25 protein-coding genes are annotated in these 20,793 nt (G+C 67.6%); 12 read left to right on the top strand and 13 right to left on the bottom strand.

Annotated features, from left to right (window positions below; all coding sequences use genetic code 11):
- Window positions 1-16: 16 nt before the first annotated feature.
- Entirely contained in the window at window positions 17-616 is a 600-nt protein-coding gene (locus tag EV651_RS39225) for a hypothetical protein (RefSeq protein WP_238157495.1), read from the bottom strand.
- A gap of 15 nt (window positions 617-631) precedes the next feature.
- Here EV651_RS39225 and EV651_RS42825 point away from each other — a divergent pair, with 15 nt between their 5' ends.
- Complete coding sequence (locus EV651_RS42825; RefSeq protein WP_238157494.1) at window positions 632-874, top strand: hypothetical protein; 243 nt, start codon at window positions 632-634, stop codon at window positions 872-874.
- A gap of 95 nt (window positions 875-969) precedes the next feature.
- On the opposite strand, the gene EV651_RS39220 is transcribed toward EV651_RS42825, so the two are convergent.
- Window positions 970-1,929, bottom strand: coding sequence for a YafY family protein (locus EV651_RS39220; RefSeq protein ID WP_133790954.1), 960 nt, complete (start codon window positions 1,927-1,929; stop codon window positions 970-972).
- 93 nt (window positions 1,930-2,022) lie between these two features.
- Here EV651_RS39220 and EV651_RS39215 point away from each other — a divergent pair, with 93 nt between their 5' ends.
- Window positions 2,023-2,970: a YafY family protein gene (locus tag EV651_RS39215; protein ID WP_133790952.1), complete on the top strand. Its 948-nt coding sequence runs from the start codon at window positions 2,023-2,025 to the stop codon at window positions 2,968-2,970.
- A gap of 14 nt (window positions 2,971-2,984) precedes the next feature.
- The gene (locus EV651_RS39210; RefSeq protein WP_133790950.1) at window positions 2,985-3,287 is read left to right on the top strand and encodes a DUF1905 domain-containing protein; all 303 of its coding nucleotides are present in this window, start codon (window positions 2,985-2,987) and stop codon (window positions 3,285-3,287) included.
- A 10-nt stretch (window positions 3,288-3,297) separates the two neighbouring features.
- Here EV651_RS39210 and EV651_RS39205 read toward each other — a convergent pair whose 3' ends face one another.
- The gene (locus EV651_RS39205) at window positions 3,298-3,828 is read right to left on the bottom strand and encodes a hypothetical protein (protein ID WP_133790948.1); all 531 of its coding nucleotides are present in this window, start codon (window positions 3,826-3,828) and stop codon (window positions 3,298-3,300) included.
- Window positions 3,829-3,937: 109 nt separating this feature from the next.
- Between EV651_RS39205 and EV651_RS39200 the strand changes: the two genes are divergently transcribed.
- Window positions 3,938-4,486, top strand: a complete 549-nt coding sequence (locus tag EV651_RS39200) for an isochorismatase family protein (protein WP_133790946.1) — start codon at window positions 3,938-3,940, stop codon at window positions 4,484-4,486.
- A gap of 29 nt (window positions 4,487-4,515) precedes the next feature.
- On the opposite strand, the gene EV651_RS39195 is transcribed toward EV651_RS39200, so the two are convergent.
- Complete coding sequence (locus EV651_RS39195; RefSeq protein ID WP_133790944.1) at window positions 4,516-5,379, bottom strand: LysR family transcriptional regulator; 864 nt, start codon at window positions 5,377-5,379, stop codon at window positions 4,516-4,518.
- Window positions 5,380-5,454: 75 nt separating this feature from the next.
- On the opposite strand from EV651_RS39195, the gene EV651_RS39190 reads away from it, so the two are divergent.
- A complete protein-coding gene (locus tag EV651_RS39190) occupies window positions 5,455-5,964 on the top strand; it encodes a cysteine dioxygenase family protein (RefSeq protein WP_133790942.1) in 510 nt (169 codons plus the stop codon).
- A 41-nt stretch (window positions 5,965-6,005) separates the two neighbouring features.
- Here the strand turns inward: EV651_RS39190 and EV651_RS39185 are convergent, their stop codons facing one another.
- Complete coding sequence (locus EV651_RS39185; protein WP_238157493.1) at window positions 6,006-6,845, bottom strand: aldo/keto reductase; 840 nt, start codon at window positions 6,843-6,845, stop codon at window positions 6,006-6,008.
- A gap of 165 nt (window positions 6,846-7,010) precedes the next feature.
- Between EV651_RS39185 and EV651_RS39180 the strand changes: the two genes are divergently transcribed.
- Window positions 7,011-7,850, top strand: coding sequence for a phosphotransferase (locus EV651_RS39180; RefSeq protein ID WP_133790939.1), 840 nt, complete (start codon window positions 7,011-7,013; stop codon window positions 7,848-7,850).
- A 30-nt stretch (window positions 7,851-7,880) separates the two neighbouring features.
- Window positions 7,881-8,633, top strand: a complete 753-nt coding sequence (locus EV651_RS39175) for a cyclopropane-fatty-acyl-phospholipid synthase family protein (RefSeq protein WP_133790937.1) — start codon at window positions 7,881-7,883, stop codon at window positions 8,631-8,633.
- On the opposite strand, the gene EV651_RS39170 is transcribed toward EV651_RS39175, so the two are convergent.
- Entirely contained in the window at window positions 8,604-9,086 is a 483-nt protein-coding gene (locus EV651_RS39170; protein ID WP_133790935.1) for an NUDIX domain-containing protein, read from the bottom strand. The two genes, EV651_RS39175 and EV651_RS39170, sit on opposite strands and share 30 nt — an antisense overlap.
- Window positions 9,087-9,246: 160 nt before the next feature.
- Here EV651_RS39170 and EV651_RS39165 point away from each other — a divergent pair, with 160 nt between their 5' ends.
- Genes EV651_RS39165 through EV651_RS39155 form a run of 3 tightly spaced genes read left to right on the top strand, consistent with a single transcriptional unit; the run spans window position 9,247 to window position 10,869 of the window.
- Window positions 9,247-9,642: a tautomerase family protein gene (locus tag EV651_RS39165; protein ID WP_133790933.1), complete on the top strand. Its 396-nt coding sequence runs from the start codon at window positions 9,247-9,249 to the stop codon at window positions 9,640-9,642.
- A gap of 1 nt (window position 9,643) precedes the next feature.
- Window positions 9,644-10,129 (top strand): NUDIX domain-containing protein, encoded by a 486-nt coding sequence (locus EV651_RS39160; protein WP_133790931.1) that lies wholly within the window; start codon window positions 9,644-9,646, stop codon window positions 10,127-10,129.
- On the top strand, window positions 10,129-10,869 hold the full coding sequence (locus tag EV651_RS39155; protein WP_238157492.1) for a DUF3626 domain-containing protein: 741 nt from the start codon (window positions 10,129-10,131) through the stop codon (window positions 10,867-10,869). The genes EV651_RS39160 and EV651_RS39155 overlap by 1 nt, the downstream gene beginning before the upstream one ends.
- On the opposite strand, the gene EV651_RS39150 is transcribed toward EV651_RS39155, so the two are convergent.
- The 6 genes from EV651_RS39150 to EV651_RS39125 form a co-directional block, all read right to left on the bottom strand.
- A complete protein-coding gene (locus EV651_RS39150; RefSeq protein WP_133790927.1) occupies window positions 10,854-12,080 on the bottom strand; it encodes an RNA polymerase sigma factor in 1,227 nt (408 codons plus the stop codon). The genes EV651_RS39155 and EV651_RS39150 overlap by 16 nt on opposite strands.
- Window positions 12,077-12,403, bottom strand: a complete 327-nt coding sequence (locus EV651_RS39145) for a YciI family protein (protein WP_133790925.1) — start codon at window positions 12,401-12,403, stop codon at window positions 12,077-12,079. Before EV651_RS39145 ends, EV651_RS39150 begins: the two co-directional genes overlap by 4 nt.
- A 97-nt stretch (window positions 12,404-12,500) precedes the next feature.
- Window positions 12,501-14,048 (bottom strand): serine hydrolase, encoded by a 1,548-nt coding sequence (locus EV651_RS39140; RefSeq protein WP_133790923.1) that lies wholly within the window; start codon window positions 14,046-14,048, stop codon window positions 12,501-12,503.
- 33 nt (window positions 14,049-14,081) lie between these two features.
- Window positions 14,082-15,839, bottom strand: coding sequence for an ABC transporter ATP-binding protein (locus tag EV651_RS39135; RefSeq protein ID WP_133790922.1), 1,758 nt, complete (start codon window positions 15,837-15,839; stop codon window positions 14,082-14,084).
- Window positions 15,836-17,593 (bottom strand): ABC transporter ATP-binding protein, encoded by a 1,758-nt coding sequence (locus EV651_RS39130; protein ID WP_133790920.1) that lies wholly within the window; start codon window positions 17,591-17,593, stop codon window positions 15,836-15,838. Before EV651_RS39130 ends, EV651_RS39135 begins: the two co-directional genes overlap by 4 nt.
- 59 nt (window positions 17,594-17,652) lie before the next feature.
- Window positions 17,653-18,375, bottom strand: coding sequence for a class I SAM-dependent methyltransferase (locus EV651_RS39125; protein WP_133790918.1), 723 nt, complete (start codon window positions 18,373-18,375; stop codon window positions 17,653-17,655).
- Window positions 18,376-18,465: 90 nt separating this feature from the next.
- Here EV651_RS39125 and EV651_RS39120 point away from each other — a divergent pair, with 90 nt between their 5' ends.
- Window positions 18,466-19,128 carry a GNAT family N-acetyltransferase gene (locus EV651_RS39120; RefSeq protein WP_133790916.1) on the top strand — a complete coding sequence of 221 codons (663 nt, stop codon included), beginning with the start codon at window positions 18,466-18,468 and terminating at the stop codon, window positions 19,126-19,128.
- A complete protein-coding gene (locus EV651_RS39115) occupies window positions 19,121-19,909 on the top strand; it encodes a bifunctional 2-polyprenyl-6-hydroxyphenol methylase/3-demethylubiquinol 3-O-methyltransferase UbiG (protein ID WP_133790914.1) in 789 nt (262 codons plus the stop codon). Before EV651_RS39120 ends, EV651_RS39115 begins: the two co-directional genes overlap by 8 nt.
- On the opposite strand, the gene EV651_RS39110 is transcribed toward EV651_RS39115, so the two are convergent.
- Window positions 19,894-20,793: a phosphotransferase family protein gene (locus tag EV651_RS39110; RefSeq protein WP_133790912.1), complete on the bottom strand. Its 900-nt coding sequence runs from the start codon at window positions 20,791-20,793 to the stop codon at window positions 19,894-19,896. The genes EV651_RS39115 and EV651_RS39110 overlap by 16 nt on opposite strands.

The following is a 20,793-nucleotide window of genomic DNA, read 5'->3' as shown; positions in this document are numbered from 1 at the left end:
GGGACCCCCGCACTCGCTACTTCACCGGGGTCAGGCAGAGCGTGTACTTCGTCGAACCGCTCTGGTAGACGTACGACGCCTCCGCGTCCTCGCCGCACTGGCTGTCATCGGTCGAGTCGTCGATCTTGTCGACGATCTTGTACTCGGCCTCCGAGGACGTGCAGTCGACGACCTTCACGTCCGGCTTGGCCGCCGTGCCCTGGTTGACGACGCAGGCGCCGATCTTGGCCTTCGACTCGGTCGAGTTCAGGTTCGCGAACACGATCGCCGCGATCAGCGCGACCGGCAGTAGCAGACCGAGGATCGCTGGCCGCTGGAACAGCGGTTTGCCCGGATCCATCGGGCGGCCCGGACCCGGCGTCGGCTCCGGAAGACCCTTGAACTTCTGCATCGGGCCGATGTTCAGCAGCATCGTGATCGGGTTGACGATCGACGACGCGATGCCCCACCAGCCCTGCCAGAGGCTCTTCGCGGTCATGTCACGCACCGACGCGATCCCGCAGGTCCGGCAGAACGGGCCCTGCAGCTTCAGGAACCGCATGATGATGATCAGGCCCTGGTGGCCGCGCACGGTGGCCTCGGCCGCCGGGTAGCCGCCGCAGAAGCGGCACGCCATCTGGCCCTGCGGCGCGTGGCCCTGCTGCGGGAACGACTGGTACTGCTGCTGGCCCTGGTACTGCGGGCCCGGGTACTGGCCCTGCGGCGGGTACTGCTGGCCGCCGTACTGCTGGCCCGCGTACTGCTGGCCCGCGTACTGCTGCTGACCCGGCTGACCCGGCTGAACCGGCTGAGCCGGCTGTTGAGGCTGGCCGGGCTGGTCGCTGTACTGCGGGAACTGCTGCGGCGGCGGACCGTAGCCGGCCGGCTCACCTGAGTACGGGTTCTGCGGCGGCTGGGGAGGGGATGTGGTCACGGATGGTTCCTGGGGCTGATCGAGGGGCGGTGTCGGGACACGTTGACCACGGCACCTTACTCATCCAGGTGGTCCACCGCGGCATAGCGCCGCGTCAATTCCCGGCCAAGTCGCGCCAGCTCGGCCTGCACCGACGGCGGGTCCACGACCTCGATCGACCCACCCCAGCCGGCGAGGTGCTGCGCGATCATCAACGGAGTGGGCGCTGTGACCTTGAGCCGGACCCGGTCACCGTCGGTCCCGTCGACCTCACAGTTGCGGCCGAGCCGGTCCTGCATCACCCACACGAACCGCTCGTCCATCAGGACAGTTGCCGTCAGCCCCGATCGGCGTTCCTCCATCCGCTCGACGATCTCGGCCCACGCCGTCGACAGCTCGAACCCGTCCGGGCGCTCGAAGGTTTCGCCGGTCGCGTCCGCGTCGACCACCCGATCGATGCGGAACGTCCGCTGACCCTTCCCGGTCCACGCGATCAGGTACCAGACGTCGTCCTTGTCCACGAGACCGAGCGGATCCACCACCCGCTCCGACGTATCCCGGCCGCGTCCCGAGTAGCGCAGTCGGACGCGTTCCCGGCCTACGACGGCGTCCTGCAGGCGACGTACCAACTCTGGCCGTTCCTTCACGTGCTCGCCCCAGCGGGCGGGGTCGATCACGACCGCCTCGGCCGCCGCCTGGGCGTGCTCGCGGAAAGTGTCCGGCAGCGCCCGCACGAGTTTGCGCAGGGCGGCTTTCGCGTCGGGAGCGATCGACGCCGCAGGTCCGACGAGCAGGAACAACGCCTGCGCCTCGGTCGCCGTCAGCCCGCTCAGATCGGTCCGGGCACCGCCGACCAGCTGCCAGCCGCCGTTCCGCCCCGGCTGTGGATAGACCGGGATGCCGGCCGTCGACAACGCCTCCAGGTCCCGGCGCGCGGTCGCCACCGAGATCTCCAGCTCCGCCGCGACGTCGGCCGCGGTCACCCGGCCCCGGGCCTGCATCAGCAACAGCACCGCCACCAACCGATCCGCCCGCATGACCCCGATCGTCGCAGACAAACCGCTCACCGTCTGAGCAGTTAAAACGGGTTACCCTCAGTTCCGGACGGCCTTCTTCCGGAATGGTGACTGATGGCGTACGACGTGAGCCCGACGGCGCGGACCCTGATGGTCCTCGAGCTGATCCAGAACAGTCCCGGCATCACCGCGGAGCAGCTGGGAGACAAGCTCGGGGTCTCCGAGCGCGCGGCCCGCCGGTACGTCGCGATCCTGCGCGAGGCCGACATGCCGATCGAGTCGGTGCGGGGGCCGTACGGCGGCTACCGGGTCGGACGGGGTCTACGGCTGCCGCCGTTGATGTTCAGCCCGACCGAGGCGCTCGGCCTGGTGATGGCGGTGCTCGAAGGACCGCGCGGCGCCGCGGATCCGGTCGAGGACGCGCTCGGGAAGATCGTCCGGGTGCTCCCCGAGGCCGTCGCCCGGTCGACCGACGCGATCCGCCGGGTCTCCGCGCGCGGACCCGATCCCGGGGCCCGGACCCCTGATCCCGAGATCACCGCCGCCCTCGTCTCGCACAGCGCGGACTCGCGGCGCGTGACGATCCACTACCGACGCCACGAGGACGAGTGGCCGATGGACGTCGATCCCTGGGCGGTCGTCGTACGGCGTGGCCGCTGGTATCTGCTGTGCTGGTCGCACGCCAAGGACGCCCGGCGCGTGCTCCGCGTCGACAAGATCACCAAGGTCGAGGCGCAGTCGGCCTCGTTCGCGGCGCCCGCCGATCTCGATCCGCTGGCCGCCGTCGAGGAACACCTCGCGATGGGCTGGCGGTACCCGATCGAGGTGGAGATCGACGCACCTCTCGACGCCGCCGCCTGCTGGATCCCGCGCAGCATGGGCCGCCTCGAACCCATCGACGAGAACCGCACCCGCCTTCTCGCCAGCACCGACGAACCCGACTGGTACGCCGGCAAACTCTCCGAGATCCGCGCCCCGTTCCGAATCATCAGCGGCCCCGAACTCCAATCCGCCTGCCAACTTGTAGCCCACCGCCTCCTCACCGCCAGCACCCCCGACTGATGGCTGGGAGCGGGATGAACGAGGTCGAGTTTTCGGGGGAGGTTTGGTATTGGCGGGGGCCGGCGCCTTGGTACTTCATCACGGTTCCGGAGGAGGAGAGTGCGTATTTCGAGGCGGAGTCGAACTTCGTCACGTACGGGTGGGGGATGATCCCGGTGACCGCCGAGATCGGCGCGAGTGTCTGGGACACGTCGATGTTCCCGAAGGACGGGCGGTACATCCTGCCGGTGAAGGCGTCCGTACGGCGGGCCGAGGACCTCGACGACGGCGACGTACCGACCGTGCGGCTGCGATTGCGGAGCTGGACGAAGGCGTGAAGTCCGGTCGTCAGCCCAGTGTCCGCGAGGGCAGCGAGCGCCGGATCTCCTCGGCAACCTGTGAAGCACGGGTGCCGGCTGGCCCGCGTTTCGCTCCGCGCGCCGACGTGAGGCTGTCGCTGGCCAGGTTCTTGCCGTGCATCCGGATGATCGACAGTTGCCAGCGACCGTTACGTGGCGTAGACCGAAAGACCAGCTCGACGCCTGCGATCTCGACGAGCGGCACAGCCGTGTGCGTGACACCGCGGCGAAGGTCGATGGTCGGGAGGTAGAGCCGCTCGGCATCCATCCGGATCGGGCGGGCGGCGTTGATCCCGAGGCACAGCCAACCCAGCGCGATCGCGTACCCCACCAGCGACATCACCAGTGCGACGATGCACCAGACCCGCTCGCTCGTACTCGAAGCATCCATGAACCCGACGGCGACGCCGAAGACGTCGACCGCCACCATCCCCACGAAAAACGCGGTGCCCAGAACGATGTTCGAGATCGGAAAGAGCGCACCGGCGCGGAATCGCCTGGGTGCACGGCGGACCGACATGGTCAAAGCGTGCCACACCGGCCGGCCGTACCCGAGCCCGTTCGAGCCCTGAATGTCGGCGGTCGGGTCTAGCGTTCGCCGTACACGTTGTCGAATGGGAGGAGCCGAGATGTCCACGCTGTCCGACCGGCCGCACACGGCCGTGCTCGTGATCGACGTCCAGAACGGTGTCGTCGGGGAGGCGTACGAGCGGGACCGCGTCGTCGCCAACATCAGCACGCTCGTCGGCAAGGCCCGCACCGGGGGAGTCCCGGTCGTGTGGGTCCAGCACTCCAGCGAGAACCTCGTCAAGGACAGCGACCAGTGGCAACTCGTGCCCGAACTGTCCCGCGACGGCTCGGAGCCGCTCGTCCACAAGACGTACGCCGACAGCTTCGAAGCCACCGACCTCGAGGACGTCCTCGCCCGCGCCGGCATCGGCCACCTGATCGTCAGCGGCGCGCAGACCGACGAGTGCATCCGCTCGACGATCCACGGCGCGATGGTCCGCGGGTACGACGTGACGCTGGTCGCCGACGCCCACACCACCGAGGACCTGAGTGAGTACGGCGCCCCCACCCCCGACAAGGTGATCGCCCACACCAACCTCTACTGGCAGTACCACCGCGCCCCGGGCCGAACCGCCGCCGTCCAGCAAACCGACGAACTCACCTTCTGAGCGATGCCTCGAGGGGCGGAAATGCGATGTCAGTGTGCGGCCGACTGCTGCAGTGCGTCGAGGAGTGCAGCAACGGGCGGTGGGTCGGGCGGTTCGCCGTACGTCGCGGCGTACACGTGACGTCGTGAGCCCGGCAGCTCGTTGGCGGTGATGCCGGCTGCGTGGTGGGTGCGCAGCGCGAGGTCCGGCATTGTCGTGACACCGAGTCCGGCCGCCACGAGGGCCTGCATCACGACCATGTCGTCCGACGTGTATCCGATTCGCGGCTCGTAGCCCTCCGCGGCACAGAGCGCGATCAGATGGCTTCGGCAACGATCGCACCCGGCGATCCAGGTCGCGTCGCGCAGGTCGGCCACCGTGGCCGGTCCGTCCGACAGCACGTACAGCGGATCGTCGACCAGATGGTGCAGTCGTACGCCGGGTGGCTCGGGCTCGGTCTCGTCGTACCGGAACACGATCGCCACGTCGACCTTCCCGGTGCGGAGCAGCTCGAACGCCTCGGGTGGATGCGTGTCGACGAGGCTGACCTCGAGCCCGGGATGCTTCGCGGCCAGCTCGGCCATGGCAGCCGGAACAAGCGCGCCGATCGCCGACGAGAAGCCCGCGAGCCGGATCCGGCCCGCGCTCAGGCCGATGTGCGCCGCCAGCTCCGCATCCACGGCGTCGATCCGGCCGATGATCTCCGCCGCCCGGGCCGCGAGCAACCGCCCGGCCTCGGTCAACCGGATCCCGCGGCCGACCCGTTGCAGCAGTTGCGCGCCGGTCTCGGCTTCCAGGCGCCCGAGGTGGTGCGTGACCGACGGCTGGGAGTAGTGCAGCTCGCGCGCGGCAGCAGTCACCGAGCCGTGGCGTGCTACCGCGTCGATCACCCGCAACCTCGTGACATCGAGCATGTATCAACTCTATCTATCAATGAGCACGAAAGTTGGCATTGGACGTTATGGGTTGACCCGGCGCAATCTCGAGACATGACCACTACGGCAACCGAAACCAGCGAACTCACCGCCCTGATCAGCAGCGTCCGGCACGCCATCGGCCGGCACTCCGACTGGAACCAGACCGCTCAACACGTCGGCGACGGGCTGCGGCGCAACTTTCCGAGCCCCGACGTACTGACCGCCGAGCAGCGCCTCGGATCGCCCGACAGCTACCAGAGCCACACACTGCACGTCGAGCCGGACGGTGCGTTCTCGATCATCGCCGTGGTGTGGCGGCCCGGGCAGCTGACGCGGATCCACGACCATGTGACGTGGTGCGTGGTCGGGGTGCTCCAGGGCGTCGAGCACGAGGAGTTGTTCGACGCCGACCTGCGGCTGATCGGTGAGAGTGACAACCACGTCGGCGAAGTGAGCGCGTTCGCGCCGCCTGGCGACATCCACCGGGTCCACAACACCTTCGACGAGACCGCGATCTCGCTGCACATCTACGGCACCGACGTGACCCGGATCGGTTCGAGCGTCCGGCGGTACTACGACTGAAGCCGGCGCGGCTTTCACGACCGCGCCGGCCGAGGCTGGAATCAGTCGACGAGCGAGTCGAGTACGGCGAAGTCCTCGGGGGAGAGGGTGAGGTCGCCGGCTCGCAGGTTCTCCTCCAGGTGTTGCGGGCTCGACGTACCCGGGATCGCGAGCACGTGCTCGCCACGGCTCAGCGTCCACGCCAACCGCACCTGCGCAACTGTCGCCCCGTGGCGATCCGCGATCTCCTGAACCGGCCCGGAGTCAGGCACCCCGCCGGCCTCCCGCGACTCCGCGGTGAGCGTGAAGAACGGGATGAACGCGATCCCCAGCTCACCGCACAACTGCAGGATCTCGTCGTTCACCCGACCGAATCCCACGCTGTACCGGTTCTGCACCGCAACGACCGGCGCGATTTCCCGTGCCTCGTGGAGGTGCGCGACCCGCACGTTCGAGACACCCAGGTGCCGGATCATGCCCTTCTCCTGCAGCTCGGCCAGCACACCGAAGTGCTCCGCAATCGACTCCAGCCCCATCTGCCGCAGGTACACGAGGTCCAGCGAATCCACCCCGAGAACCCGGAGATCGCGCTCCACTAGTTCCCGCAACCGATCCGGCCGCGCCAGCCCGTGTTCGGTCGGCCCGACCTTCGTCGCGAGCATGAATTCTTCCGGGTACGGCGCGAGCGCGCGACGGATCACGTCGTTCGCCCATCCCAGGCTCTCGAACCGCGTCCCGCCGGCCTGGCCGTGACTCGGGTAGAACGCCGCGGTGTCGACGTGATTGACCCCGAGCTCCACGACTCGCCGCAGAAGCGCGATCGCCCGGTCCTGGACGTCGGCGCCGCCGCTCTCGCCGCCCGCGAGCCGCTTCGCGCCGAACCCGATCCGCCGGACCGCCACGTCTCCGAGCGTCCAGAATTCGCCGGACTTGCTTTCCGCAATTTGCGATGATAAGTTAATTGGTAGGGACGCATTCTCCTGTGAATTCTGCATTCGGCCAGGATAAATCTTTCCAAGTAATTCGTCCACCTTTTCCCGCATATTTATTGCGCTACTCTCGTGCGCGTGGGACTCACCGAGCGACAGCAACAGCTCCTCGACACCTGGCTGCCGTCGGCGGCGATCGTGCGTGACCACAGCTGGGGCCTCATCGGCACGCTCGTCCTGGAGCTCGAGCACGGCGGACAGCGCTACATCGCGAAGGCCGGTGACGACACCGACCACCACCTGGCCCGCGAGATCCGTGCCCACCGCAACTGGTTGCAGCCGTGGACCACGCGGGGCCGAGCGGCCGAACTGCTCAACGCGGACGAGGACGCCAAGCTCCTCGTGACCCGTTTCCTGCCCGGTCAGCTCGTCGAAGGCACGCCGTACGAATGGGCTTCGGATACTTATCACCAGGCGGGCGAACTGCTCGCGGCATTTCACCGGCAATCCGCCGTACTGGACGACGACTACGAAGCCCGTGAGAACCAGCGCGCGCTCGGGTTCCTCGACAAACCGCACCGGATCGCGCCGGACCTCGCCGACGTTCTCCGGGCCGCGATGAAGGCCTGGCCGACACCTCCCGCGACGCTTGTGCCGACGCACGGCGACTGGCAGCCCCGCAACTGGCTCATCGACAACGGCATGGTCCGCATCATCGACTTCGGGCGTGCGGCTCTACGCCCGGCGTACACCGATCTCGTCCGACTGGCCGCGCAGCAGTTCCGCTCCGAACCGAGCCTGGAGCCGGCGTTCATCACCGGCTACGGTGCGGACCCGCGCGAACCGGCGGCCTGGCAGCGCGCCCGGCTCCGGGAGGCAATCAGTACGGCGGTGTGGGCGCACCAGGTCGGCGACGAATCGTTCGAGCAGCAAGGACATCGCATGATCGCCGAGGCCGTCGCCGAAATTGCATTGTGAGTTCACGGAGGACGCTGCCATCGTCACTCCATGTCCAGCGAACTCCTGCGCGAAGCGCTCACCCTTGACCGTTATCCACGATCGAACACCTACGACCAGCAATGGGTCGTCGACAATCTCATGGGCCCGCACCCGCTGTGGAGCGCCGAAAGTCTGCTGCAGGCAATGCCGCTGCGGCCCGGCATGCGAGTCCTCGACCTCGGCTGCGGTACGGCGCTGACGTCGATCTTCCTGGCCCGCGAATGCGATGTCGACGTGTGGGCCACCGACCTCTGGGTCGACCCCACCGAGAACTGGCAGCGTGTTCAGGACGCCGGCGTGGCGGGCCGGGTGCATCCGATCCGGTCCGACGCCCGCAAACTCCCGTTCGCGCAGGGGTTCTTCGACGCGGTCGTCAGCGTCGGCGCGTACAACTACTTCGGCACCGGCGTCGACTACCTCCCGTACCTCGCCGACTTCGTCCGCCCGAACGGGATGCTCGGCATCATCGCCCCAGGCATCCGGACCGCTCCCGACTTCACCCCGCCCCCGTACGTCGCGGATCGCTGGGGTCCGGATCTCTGCACCTGGCTCCCGCCCGACTGGTGGCGGCACCTGTGGGAACGCACCGGCCTGGTCACCGTCGAAACCGCCGATTTCGTACCGAACGGCTGGGCCGACTGGCTTCTCTGGTTGCAGACGTGCGCAAAGGTAGGCCGCGGATACGAACCCGACGAACACCTTCTGGAAGCCGACCAAGGAAACCTCCTCGGACTAACCCGCGTCGTCGCCCGTCTCAAGTAGACGCGTCAAATGCTGCTGTAGCTCAGGCGGGTAGATCCCGAATTCCTCCAGGTCCGCCGCGTCGGCCCATCGCAGTTCGAAATGATTCGTCGCAGAATGCTCGACCGCTTCGTCACCTGACAGTTCTGGTACGCCGTTCACATCGCTGATCAGGAAGTAGTACGCCGGCCGCCCGTTGTGCGTGCCGGTCCACAGCAACCGCCCCACGCTGCCGGTGAGCGTCGTCTCCTCCTCGAGCTCCCGAAGCGCAGCACCCGCCGCCGACTCACCCGTCTCCACATGCCCGCCGGGCAGAACGGCGTACCGATGCCCCGCACACCGAGGCCCCGGCACGTCGCCGTACTCGCACATCACACACTCAGCCGACGCGCCCTGCCGCAGATACCGCTTCACCACCAGAACCTTGCCGGCGTCAACCACAACCGCCGCCCCACGCGGAATCCTCGAACCCATATCGCCGAGTCTCCCAGCCCCGACCGACAAACCCGGCCGTGCCGTGGCGGGCCGCTCCCACCCATACATGTGTCACAGGAGTCGGATATTCGGTCGCCGGAGTGGCGGCTTCGTGGTGGGGTCGGGGGTGTTGTCGTCGATCGTGGAAGGATTGTTTTAGATGCCCAGTGCGCAGATCGAGGTTCGTCGGGAGTACTCCGAGGCCGATGAGGCGGGTCTGATCGAGGCGGTGCATGGTGCGCTCGTGACCGCCTTCCAGATCCCGCCGCAGGACAAGGACGTGCGCCTGGTGGTGCACGCGCCGCACCGGTTCGCGTGCTCGCCGCGGCTGACCGAGCCCGAGTTCTTCACGCTCGTCACCGTCGACTGTTTCGCCGGCCGCTCGATCGACGCCAAGCGCAAGCTCTACACCGAGATCGTCGGCAACCTGAAGCCGTTCGGCATCCCCGCGGACCACGTGACCATCCTCGTCCGGGACCACCCCACCTCGAACTGGGGCATCCGCGGCGGACAGGCCGCGTCCGACCTGGACCTCGGCTTCAACGTCAACGTCTGACGTGTCACTCCGCTCGGCCCGGCACCTGACGTCGGTCTTCCTCGTGCGGGAGGGGAGCGTCCTGCTCCTCTACCGCCGCGGATCCCGCGCGATCGCGGACTCCTGGGTCGGCATCGGCGGTCACCTCGAGCCACACGAGCTCACCGACCCCACAGCGGCCGCCCTCCGGGAACTCCACGAGGAGATCGGTGTCACGGCCGATCAACTGACCGACCTCGCGCTTCGGTACGTCGCCGTACGCGACACCGGCGACGAGGTGCGTACGACGTACTACTTCACCGCAACCCTCCGCCCCGCGGCGCCGTTGCCGACGGAATGCACCGAGGGCGATCTCCGGTGGTTCGATCTGACGATGGATCCAACGACGCTCGACATGCCGCCCACCGCGCGCATCGCCTTCGCGCACTGGCTCGCCAGCGGACGTCACGACGAGCAGCTTCGTTTCATCATGATCAACGCCGACGGCCGCGAGACGGGCCCGTTGTGATGATCACCGTGCAGTTCCATCCCAATTGGCCGCACGGTGCGCGGACGGTGATCGAGTCGCTGGCCGCGGACGGGGTTTACCGGTCGCAGTTCGCAACGGGCATCTCCAACGGCGGGCTGACGGCGTTCCGCGGGGGAGACCGGTGGGTGTGGGAGAGCCGGTTGTTCTCCGGGCGGTACGACGACCGACCGGAACTGGATCGCCCGGTCTACGGGGTGTGGAACCGGCGACGTGACGTGTACGGGGGAGCGATCCGCTTCGGGTCGTCGTACCTGCGCCTGAAGCCGGGCACGATCGAGAGGGCGACGTTCTGTTTCCCGGACTCCGCGCTCGAACCGGCCGATTTCGGCGACCAGAGCGTCCTGCCGCACCTGTGCCAACTCGCCGACGCGGCGCCTCTCGACGACCTGGACGATTACGTCGAAGCACAGGTCCACGGGCCGGTCCGCCTCAGAACCGACGTCGAAGCGGTGGTCCTGGACCCGTCCTTCATCGGCACACCCGTCGAGGACGCCGCCCGCGAGCTCGGTTGCCCGATCGAGTACCACCCGGGCTTTCGCGCGGCGCCGGCCACCTTCGACCCGGCGTACCGCGGCCCCGAGATCGTCGACCTCGCCCGCTCACTCGGCCCCGAACTCACCCCCGACCTTCTCGGTCGAGCGGCCGGCGCGCATCCGGCGCAGTCGATCAAGTACGTCTGGCACTACCTCGCGCGCTACGGTCGTCAGCCGGCCAACTGATCGCGTCGGCGGCTCAGGTACGCGACCTCGGCAGTGTTCTCGGCCAGCTCGATCGCTGCGTCGTACGCGGCCCGCGACTCCTGACTGCGACCCACCCGTCGCAGCAGATCGGCGCGCGCGGCGTGATACGCGTGGTACCCGGCCAGCTTGTCGCCCAGCCGGTCGATCGTCGCCAGGGCAACCTCGGGACCGTCGACCTCCGCGACCGCGATCGCGCGGTTGAGGGCGACGATCGGTGAGCGATCGACCCGGACGAGCTGGTCGTACAGCGCCACGACCTGCGACCAGTCGGTGTCCGCCGCGTCGCGCGCAGACGTGTGTACGGCGTTGATCGCGGCGAGGATCTGGTAGCGGCCTGGAGGCATCCGGGTCGCGAGGCGCTCGCGGACGAGACGATGGCCCTCGGCAACCAACGCCCTGTCCCACGCGCCACGGTCCTGGTCGCGCAGTGAGATCAGTTCGCCGCTCGCCGACACTCGTGCGGTACGGCGGGCCTCGGTGAGGAGCATCAGTGCGAGCAGACCGGCGACCTCGCCGTCGTCGGGCAGCAGTGCCCGGATCAAGCGGGTGAGCCGAATCGCCTCCGCGGTCAGCTCGTGACGGATGGGATCCGTGTCGGGACCGGTCGCCAGATAGCCCTCGTTGAAGACGAGAAACAGCACCGAGAGTACGCCGGACACGCGTCCCGGAAGGTCTTCCGCGGACGGGACCCGATACGGGATCTTGGCGGCCTTGATCTTCGCCTTCGCACGGGTGATCCGCTGACCCATCGCGGTCTCCTGGACCAGGAACCCGCGGGCGATCTCCGGCACGGTCAGACCGCCGACCATCCGCAGCGTCAGCGCCACCCGGGTCTCCATCGCCAGCGCCGGGTGGCAACAGGTGAAGATCAGCCGGAGCCGCTCGTCGTCGATCACGCCGAGAGGCTCAGGCGGTTCGTCGTACGACATCTGAGCCTCCTTCTGCTTGTCGTCACGTTTGCTCTCGCGCCGGATCCGGTCGATCGCCTTGCGGTTGGCGGCGGTGGTCAGCCAGGCGCCGGGGTTGGGCGGTACGCCGTCCGCGGGCCAGCGCTCGACCGCCGTCGCGAACGCCTCGGCGGCGGCCTCCTCGGCGATGTCGAGGTCACCGAACCGCCTGGTCAGCGAGGCGACCACCCGCGCCCATTCCTCGTGGTGGACCCGGGTGATCGCTTCCTGGACGTCGCTCACAGGAACGGCCGCACCTCGAGCCGGCGATTGCACGCCTTCGAAGCCGCGGCGGCAAGTTTCAGTGCCACGTCGAGATCCGGCGCCTCGAACACCCAGAAGCCGGCCACGTGCTCCTTCGACTCCAGGTACGGCCCGTCGGTGAAGATCGGCTCGCCCTCACCCCGGGCGTCGATCACCGTCGCGTCGCTGGGGGCGCTGAGCCCACCCGCGAACACCCAGTGCCCGCCCGCCACCAGCTGCTCGTTGAACGCGTCGATCGCGGCGTCCTCGTCCGGAGTCGACGATCCCGTCCGATTGTCAATCACAGAAATCAGATACTGCATCACGCTCTCCAGTTCACTCTGCCGAACCCCGCCTACACCCACCCAACGAACCCCGCCCCGCCATTCCTACACACCCCACCAGAATTTCCTCAGTACCTCACAGACCGTGGAGGCGGATGTTTGCGTACGTCGGGGGCGTGCAGGTCAGGTCGAGGGCTTCGCCGGTTGCGGAAATGTACAGATCGCGACGGTGCCGGCGCAGGCGGACGGTTCCACCGTGCCAGTGGTCGAAGAGGTGTACGCCGTTCTCCTTACGCAGCCTGGCGGTCCCTTCGCGGACGCCGTTCGCCCGGACCGCATAGTCCCGGTTCCACGGCCCGTCCGGCCTGGGCGGCTCGATCTGCTCAGTCGGCTTGGTCGGTGGCGCTTCCGGTACGTCGTTGCGAAAGCGAACGTGCCCGTCATCGACGCGCTCGAGGTACGCCGGGCGTCCCGCGTCGTCGAGATCGCGGAACCGGAGCCGCTCGCCCTGCCCGATCGTGAACTCGAGGGGACCGACGAATCGAACCGGATGCCGGGTATCGCCCTGGACCAGGACGCCACGGTCTCCTTCCACCGCGAACGTGACCTGGTCGGTCCCGCTCCCGCTGTAGTTCCCCGCCAGACCGGTCAGCGATCCAGGGGACACCTCAGGGGGAGCGGGAACCTCTCGCGGAGGGCGGTGTGGGATGACCTCGCGGAAGATCTCCGAAGCGAGCTCCCACTGCAACGAGTGCTCAGTCGAATTGGTCAGTACGACGACGCCGACCCCGGCATCGGGCGCCCAGTAGATGTCCGACAGGAACCCGAATCCGCCACCGCCGTGCCCGTGCACAGGGATTCCGTCCACGTCAGTGATGCGCAGACCGAGACCGTATCCCCGGTCGCGGCCGGGCAGCCGGTGCAGTTCGGCAAGGTCAGCGCCGCCGGCCAACTGGAACTGTATGAAACGGCACGCGTCGTTGACAGTCGTGTACAGCCCGCCCGCGGCAACCATCGGGACCCGGACCGGGATCCGCGAGTATTCCGGCGAATGCCCGATCGCCCGGTCCTTCTCCCGCTGGATCTCCGCCGCGTTGAACGTCGTACGCGTCAATCCCAGTGGCTCGAACACTGTCCGGCGTACGAAGCGGTCGAACGGCAGTCCGCTGCGCCGCTGCAGGATGTATCCGGCCAGATCGATCCCGAGATTCGAATACTGGAAGTGGTGACCGACGGGAAACCGCAACCACGTGTCATAGATGCTGCGGCAATGCGCCTCGAACGACCCCCGGCCGACCAGATAGTTCGAACCGACCGGCGCCTCATGCGTGAATCCAGCGGTGTGCCTCAGCAGATGCCGCAGTGTGATCACCCGCTCAGGACGAGTCTCGAACGAACTGTTGAGACGAATCTCCGGCAGATATTCGACGATCGGAACGTCAAGGTCGACCAGGCCATCTCGAACTGCGAGGAGGACCGCGGTCGCGGTGTACATCTTCGAGCACGACTGGACGCCGAACATCGTCTGCGGAGTAACCGACTCACCACCACCGGCCCGCGTCCGCCCGAACCCGGCCGACCACAGCATCGACTTCCGGTCACAGATCCCCACCGCGATCCCCGGAACCCGATGCTGCTCCAACAACCCGGCCACACGCCGCCGCAGTACACGCTTGTTCAGCACGTCACGTTTCTACAGCCCAACGGGCCCACAGGACTATGGGTTCAGGGTTTCTCCGTGCCACGTCTGCCAGAGGCGGCCGTAGACGTGGCCTGCGGTGACGAGTTCGGCGTGGGTGCCGAGTTCGACGAGTTTGCCGGCTTCCATGACCGCGATTCTGTCGGCGTCGTGGGCTGTCTGCAGGCGATGGGCGATCGCGATCACGGTGCGGCCGCGCAGGACGCCGGCCAGCGATTGCTCGGTTTGCCGCGCCGTCTTCGGGTCGAGGAGGGCGGTCGCTTCGTCGAGGATCAGCGTGTGCGGATCGGCGAGGACGACCCGTGCCAGCGAGAGTTGCTGGGCGCCGGCGTCGTCGAGTTCGGTGTCGACGCCTACCTCGGTGTCCAGCCCGTGGGGCAGGTCCTCCCACCACGTGGCTCCGACCGCGGCGAGCGCCGCGCGCAGCTCGTCGTCCGTCGCGTCCGGTTTCGCGATCAGCAGGTTGTCGCGCACGGTGTCGTGGAAGACGTGATGATCTTGGGTGATCAGTACGACGTGTTCACGGAGCTTGTCGGGTGGCAGATCCGCAACCGGCGTACCGCCGATCGTCACCGACCCGGTGTGCGGGCGGTCGAGACCGGCGAGCAGACGCGCGAGGGTCGACTTCCCGGCTCCGGACGTGCCGACGATCGCCAGTCGTTCCCCGGGCTGCACCACGAGGTCGATTCCTCGAAGTACGTCGCGAGCTCCCGTGTAGCTGTAGCGCGCGTTGTCCACCCGGATCCGGTCGCCGTCAGCGTTCCGAAGCGCGGTCGGCTCGGACTCCGTCGTACGGACATCCGCCAGACCCTCGACCCGTGCGTAGGAGGCACCGGCACCTTGTAGTTGCTCGATCCACAGCATCAGCGTGTCGAGCGGGCCGACGAGCTGGCGAAGGTACACCGTGGCCGTCACGACGACTCCGAGACTGACCAGATCCTTCGCGTACAGCGCGCCGCCGATCAGCAGGACTCCCACCACCGGAAGCGCCAGCGACACCTCAGCCCACGGAAACAGGACCGTCCGCAGCCACAATGCACTCAGACGCGCGGAGCGGGCTCCGGTCACGGCGGCCTCTGTGGCCTCCGACCGGCGGCGCTCCAATCCGAGAAGTTCGACCGTACGGGCGCCTTTGGCAGTGCTGGCGACGACATCGGCCATGTCCGCACCGGTCGCCGCAACCGCCAGGTAGGCGGGCCGCGCACGTCGTACGTACCACCGCACGGCTGCGCCGACGCCGAGCAGGGACACGAGTCCGCACAGCCCGAGCCGCAGGTCCAGGACGAGCACCGCGACGATGAGGAACAAAGCGTGCACGAGCGCCACGAGAACCTCAGGCACGGCAGACCGCAAGGTGAATGCCACCACCGAGGCATCCGTGCTTCCACGCGAGATCAGATCGCCGGCCGGAAGGTGGTCCGCCACGCGTGGAGGCAGCGCCAGAGTCCGCCGTAAGAACCGTTCCCGCACCCGCGCCGCCGTACGCTCGCCGAACCGGTAGCCGATCTTGAGCGCCCACCACGCCAGCACTGTCTGTACGACGGTGAACACCAGAGCGCCGAAGGCAAGACGGTCGACCGTGCTGAGCACGTCCCCGGAGCCCGACTGGATCGTGTCGATGATGCGGCCGAGCAACCACGGACCGATCAGCCCTGCCGCGGAGGCGAGCCCGTTGACCAGGACGAGGCCGACCACGGTACGTCGTTCCACACGGAGATCACGCCGTGCCGCGGCACGGACTTCGGCGGGCCCCGCCACCGGCAACTGACTGCTCATCGGTCGTCCTGCCCGCGGGAGACGAGCTCGCGGTAGTAGGGATCAGTGCGCAGAAGTTCCGTGTGTGTCCCGACCGATGACGCCTTGCCGTCGATCAGTACGACGACCTCGTCGGCGCGGTCCAGCACGAGCGGTGACGACGTCGTGATCACTGTCGTCGTGTCCCGCCGTGCCTCGCGGATCCGGTCGATCATGGCCGCCTCGGTGTTCGCGTCGACCGCGGACGTCGGTTCGACGGCGAGCAGGACGTCAGGTGCGGCATAGACAGCGCGGGCGAGCCGGATCCGCTGCCGTTGCCCGCCGGACAGATCACTCCCGCCGGCGGCGATCGTCGCGTCCAGACCGCCGGGCAGCGCCTCCACCACGTCCTCGGCCACAGCCACTCGGAGAGCCGCGCGGATCCGGCTGTCGTCCGGCTCGAGACGGCCCGCGATCACCTCGCGAACAGTGCCTGCGAAGACCTCGGCATCGTTGTCGGCGACAACCAACCGGCGCCGGAGCTCCGCACGCGCGACGTCGTCGATCGGCACACCCGCCCACGTCGCACCCGCGTCGGTGCTCAGCCGGCCCAGCCGCTCGATCACCGTCCTCGTCTCCGCGGGCCGGGCAGCGACCAAGGCCGTCAACGAGCCGGGACGAACGATCACTCCCGAGGCAGGGTCGGCCAATGGGCCGCAACCGCTCGGGCTGGCCCATTTGTTGTCGCGGGCCGCAGGCAGGTTGAGCAAGTCGATGATGCGTTGCCCGGCCACTCTGGCGCGGGCGATGTCGCCACCACCCTCGATGAACGCGGACACAGGAACGACGAGTACGGCGACGTACCCGTAGACGGCGACGACCTCACCGATCGTGATGGCCCCGGTGGCGGCCATCCGCGCCGACAACCACACGACCGCGGCCAGGAACAGTGCCGGCAAACCGGTCGACAACGCGCCGACCCAGCTCGCGGGTCCCGCGACGCGGTAGCCGTGTCCCACCAGGCCCTGTGACTGTTGCTCGTACCGCTCCGCGACGAAAGCCTTCCCACCAAGGCCGTTGAGCACGCGAAGGCCGGCCAACACATCGACCAGGCGGGTCGTCAGCCGTCCCTGGTGCACGCGGTACTCGCCGCCGGTCCGTTCGATGCGCTGCAAGAACGGTCCTACCGCGACCGCAAGCAGCGGAACGCCGGCGAGCACGACGGCGGCCAGCAGTGGGGAAGTGGTGAACAGTACGACGGCAACCACGGCGTACGCGACGACCGCGCCGACGCCAGGACCGGCGACGGTCAGCGCCATCGCGACTGTGTACACGTCGGCAATGCCGACTGTGACGACCTCGCCGGTGCTGACGCGCCCCGGCAACGAGGCACCCAGGCGGGAGGTGTGTCCGACCGCGGCGCGGACCGCGCGGAACGATGCGTCCATGCGGACCTTGGTCATCGTCCGGTGCCGAGCGATACCCAGCAACGCATTCAGGACGGTGACGACCAGCAGGACCAATGCCCACCTGATCAGGGCGCGGGTATCGCGGGCCACGAGTCCTTGGTCGACTGCACGGGACAGCACCCAGGGAGGCACCGCGAGGCCAACCATCCAGAGAGTGCCGAGCACTCCGCCCCACGCGATCCGTCGGGACTGCGACCGTGCGAGCCAGAAGAGGAAGCGGAACGGACCGGCCAGGTCGTTGGCGGTTGCCCGGTTCCCCGTCTCGCTCGTCCGGTCCAGCCACTCGCGGACGGCCGCCGTACGTCGTCGGGCACCGTCGCGCGTCATCGCCTCACCATACCGGCTCTTGTGATCGCCTTCACAAGGGGGGTTTCGGCCGGAGGATTTCAGTTGCGGGAAGCAACGATGTGCAGGAACAACGGAATCCGGTACCACTTGTTTCGGGGATCGTCTGAGGCCTGTTCCCGAAGTCGCTCGATCACCAGACCTGCGTCGGCAAGAGCCTCGGTGTACGTCTGCAGCGGCCGGTGGATTCCGTGATACGTCATCGACAGACCGTCTCGGCTGCGCGTGTCGGTGTAATGCCTGGCCTCGTTGTAGGAATCCGGAATGATGTACGGCGGATTCGGGCCGGCCGCCGTACGGTCGAAATCGCCCGCTGAATTGAGCGGGTGCACGATCGCCATCACCAATCTGCCGCCGACGGCGAGAATACGGCCGATTTCCATGATCGCCGGTACGACGTCGTCGATGTCGTGCAAACTCATGAATGCCACCGCGCAGTCTGCGGCCGCATCAGGTACCGGGAGGTGCATGGCGTCGGCGACAACGGCCGGCACCGGTTCCTCGGGGTGGGTCGCTGCGGAGCGAATCATGGTCGGCGACCGATCGATCGCCAGGACGCGATGCCCACGCGCCAGCAGTTCGCGGCTGACCCGACCCTCACCGGCGCCGACGTCCACCGTGAGCCGGCCAGGCGGCGGGATCAACGGCAGGAACGCCAGCTTGTGGGTGTTGTAGCTGTCGAGCCCTCGCCTGGTCCACTCGATCCACGCCCCGGCATTGGCATCCCAGCCGTCAGCCGAACGCGATCGCCCCTCGGATTGCATTACGGCAGCCTATACACCGCAAAAGCACGTGCGTGATCGCTCTGGGATGCGCTTGGATCGGATCGTGCCGATGAACCGAGTCACCGCGCCATGAGGTCCTACCCTCCGCTCGACGTACGCGTGAGCACGCCGACGCTCCAGCTACGCGGCGCCACGGACGAGCTACTGGACCAGCTCGCGGACGACGTACGCGCGGGCAAGACCCATGCCGATCCGCTGCCGTACGACGACCCGATCTCGCTCTATGAGCCCGATCCCGACCAACGGGTGGCCCAGTGGCTGCGATCGATCTGGCGAGGCCGGGGGAGGGTCGAGCCCGATGCCTGGCGGCTGTACTTCGTGGTTGTCGTCGACGGCCGGCCTGTCGGCATGCAGGACCTGTGCGGTGTGAAGTTTGCTACCTTCGGGACCTTCACGACGTTCTCCTGGCTGTCTGCCGATCACCGCGGCCGCGGGCTCGGACGCGAGATGCGGTCAGCGATCCTGCACCTCGGATTCGACGGACTCGGAGCGAAGGAAGCGAGCAGCGACGCCTTCGTCGACAACCACAGCTCGAACGCGATCTCGAAAGCTCTCGGCTACGAGCCCAACGGTTCGGACTGGGACACCAGGCAAGGTGAACCCGCCCTCATCAACCGCTGGCGCCTGACCAGACAAGACTGGGAACCGCACCGCAGAACCGACATCCGACTTCACAACCTCGAAGCCTGCCGAACATTCTTGCCTTTAACGGACAGTCAGCGCTGTGTCTGAGCCGCGAGTTTCCGAGGTTGTCAGGCAGAACAGCGAGTACTGGGAACAGCTGGCACCACATCGTCACGGTGAGCCGGTCGAGTTCTTCTTGGGCGGTGGCAGTGCGCTGACAAACGACGAACTGGCCGCTGTCGGCAACCTGCGCGGTCGCCGGGTACTGCAGCTGGCATGTTCAGTTGGCGACGAGGCGTTGACGTTCGCACAGCTCGGCGCAGACGTCACCGCCGTGGATATCGCACCGTCGCACCTGGCGACTGGCCGAGCGAAGGCCGAGGCGCTCGGGCTGGAGGTCACGTTCGTTCTGCAGGACATGATGACGCTGGATCCGGAGATCACCGGATTCGACGTCATCTACATTTCGTGGGGCGGCCTGTGCTGGGTTCCCACGCTCACCGAATGGACGCGATCGGTCGCCGGTCGACTCAATCCCGGCGGTGTCCTGGTGATCAGCGAACATCATCCGTTGTGGGAGATTCTGACAGTACGCGGAGACAACGCATTGTCCGTCAGCGGCGACTATTTCGGCGTTGCCCGTGACGGCTACGCAGATCCACTGAAAGCCCCGGAAATCACCCGGACGCTGGGTACACCAGATGTTCCGCACCGGAGTTTCGTCTGGAGCATCAGCAGCATCGTCACCGCAGTTCTGACCGCTGGTCTAACCGTTCGTTCTCTGCAGGAGTTTCCAGTTCAGGAGATGTACCCAGGCCTGGGGGAGCAGGCCATGAGCATCCCCGCCACCTACCTACTGACCGCGAGTGCTGCTCAAGGGGTGGTGTAGCGGGCAATCACGTCCAGGCAGCGTCGGGCCTGTGCCGGCGAGGCAGGGTTCTTCCAGCCGAGCTTTTCAAGTGCCCAGTCGATGGCGAACGCCGGTGTCCACCCCGCCTCGGCCGTCTCGGGATCGGCGATCCGCGCGTACCCGCGCCGTACCAGGTCCAATCGGTCATGCAGCACGTCGCCGGCATCCAGCTCCCATTGGGCGAAGTCGTACGCCGGCGCCGTGCGGCCGGCGAACTCCCAGTCGATGATGCCGACGACCGCTCCGTCGCGAATCAGCAGGTTCTTCGGGCAGAAGTCGCCATGGACGAGCGAGACCGGGGGAGCGGCACGGGTCGTCACCTGTTGGCGCAGGAACTGAGCACCGCGCTCGACGACCGCGGCTTCCGCCGAGCCGAAGGCCTCCCTGACAATGCCTGCGACCCGGGTGATCTCATGCTCTTCGGGCGACCGCAGTACGTGGCGGACGCGTCGGTCCTCCGGGCCCACGCTGTGCACGCGCGCCAAAATCTCACCCGCGTCCAGAACCAACCGCTCGAGCTCGGCGCCAGACAGTTCACCCACGAGCTCGTCGAGCGAACGGCCCGGCAGGAACTGCTGGACCGAGAAGGACAGCAGCTGGCCGTCGTGATCGAGGTGCTCGAGACCGAGCACCTCGGCTGTCGGCACGCCCACAGCGCGCGCCTGCGTCATGAGGTACGCCTCGTCGACGAACCACGGCACATCCTGACGCGCGATCCGCACGACCACCGCGTCATCACCGGCAAGCTGGACGCGGTACGTCTCGTTCATCCCGCCACCGGCCAGAGGAACAAGCCGTTCGACGGCGCGACCGCAAACCGACCGCACCACCGAGTCGATGATCGAGCGAGGCGTTGTCACCAT

This window comes from Kribbella sp. VKM Ac-2571 (assembly GCF_004362255.1).
GTDB lineage: Bacteria > Actinomycetota > Actinomycetes > Propionibacteriales > Kribbellaceae > Kribbella > Kribbella pratensis.
Note: the sequence above shows the minus strand (reverse complement) of the source record. Positions and strands in the feature narration are given on the sequence as shown.

Excerpts from the sequence above, each read along its gene's own strand:
- EV651_RS39225 (WP_238157495.1), bottom strand. The coding sequence starts at position 616 with ATGGCGTGCCGCTTCTGCGGCGGCTACCCGGCGGCCGAGGCCACCGTG.
- EV651_RS39220 (WP_133790954.1), bottom strand. The coding sequence starts at position 1,929 with ATGCGGGCGGATCGGTTGGTGGCGGTGCTGTTGCTGATGCAGGCCCGG.
- EV651_RS39215 (WP_133790952.1), top strand. The coding sequence starts at position 2,023 with ATGGCGTACGACGTGAGCCCGACGGCGCGGACCCTGATGGTCCTCGAG.
- EV651_RS39210 (WP_133790950.1), top strand. The coding sequence starts at position 2,985 with ATGAACGAGGTCGAGTTTTCGGGGGAGGTTTGGTATTGGCGGGGGCCG.
- EV651_RS39205 (WP_133790948.1), bottom strand. The coding sequence starts at position 3,828 with ATGTCGGTCCGCCGTGCACCCAGGCGATTCCGCGCCGGTGCGCTCTTT.
- EV651_RS39200 (WP_133790946.1), top strand. The coding sequence starts at position 3,938 with ATGTCCACGCTGTCCGACCGGCCGCACACGGCCGTGCTCGTGATCGAC.
- EV651_RS39195 (WP_133790944.1), bottom strand. The coding sequence starts at position 5,379 with ATGCTCGATGTCACGAGGTTGCGGGTGATCGACGCGGTAGCACGCCAC.
- EV651_RS39190 (WP_133790942.1), top strand. The coding sequence starts at position 5,455 with ATGACCACTACGGCAACCGAAACCAGCGAACTCACCGCCCTGATCAGC.
- EV651_RS39175 (WP_133790937.1), top strand. The coding sequence starts at position 7,881 with ATGTCCAGCGAACTCCTGCGCGAAGCGCTCACCCTTGACCGTTATCCA.
- EV651_RS39170 (WP_133790935.1), bottom strand. The coding sequence starts at position 9,086 with ATGGGTTCGAGGATTCCGCGTGGGGCGGCGGTTGTGGTTGACGCCGGC.
- EV651_RS39165 (WP_133790933.1), top strand. The coding sequence starts at position 9,247 with ATGCCCAGTGCGCAGATCGAGGTTCGTCGGGAGTACTCCGAGGCCGAT.
- EV651_RS39155 (WP_238157492.1), top strand. The coding sequence starts at position 10,129 with ATGATCACCGTGCAGTTCCATCCCAATTGGCCGCACGGTGCGCGGACG.
- EV651_RS39145 (WP_133790925.1), bottom strand. The coding sequence starts at position 12,403 with ATGCAGTATCTGATTTCTGTGATTGACAATCGGACGGGATCGTCGACT.
- EV651_RS39135 (WP_133790922.1), bottom strand. The coding sequence starts at position 15,839 with ATGAGCAGTCAGTTGCCGGTGGCGGGGCCCGCCGAAGTCCGTGCCGCG.
- EV651_RS39130 (WP_133790920.1), bottom strand. The coding sequence starts at position 17,593 with ATGACGCGCGACGGTGCCCGACGACGTACGGCGGCCGTCCGCGAGTGG.
- EV651_RS39125 (WP_133790918.1), bottom strand. The coding sequence starts at position 18,375 with ATGCAATCCGAGGGGCGATCGCGTTCGGCTGACGGCTGGGATGCCAAT.
- EV651_RS39120 (WP_133790916.1), top strand. The coding sequence starts at position 18,466 with ATGAGGTCCTACCCTCCGCTCGACGTACGCGTGAGCACGCCGACGCTC.
- EV651_RS39110 (WP_133790912.1), bottom strand. The coding sequence starts at position 20,793 with ATGGTGACAACGCCTCGCTCGATCATCGACTCGGTGGTGCGGTCGGTT.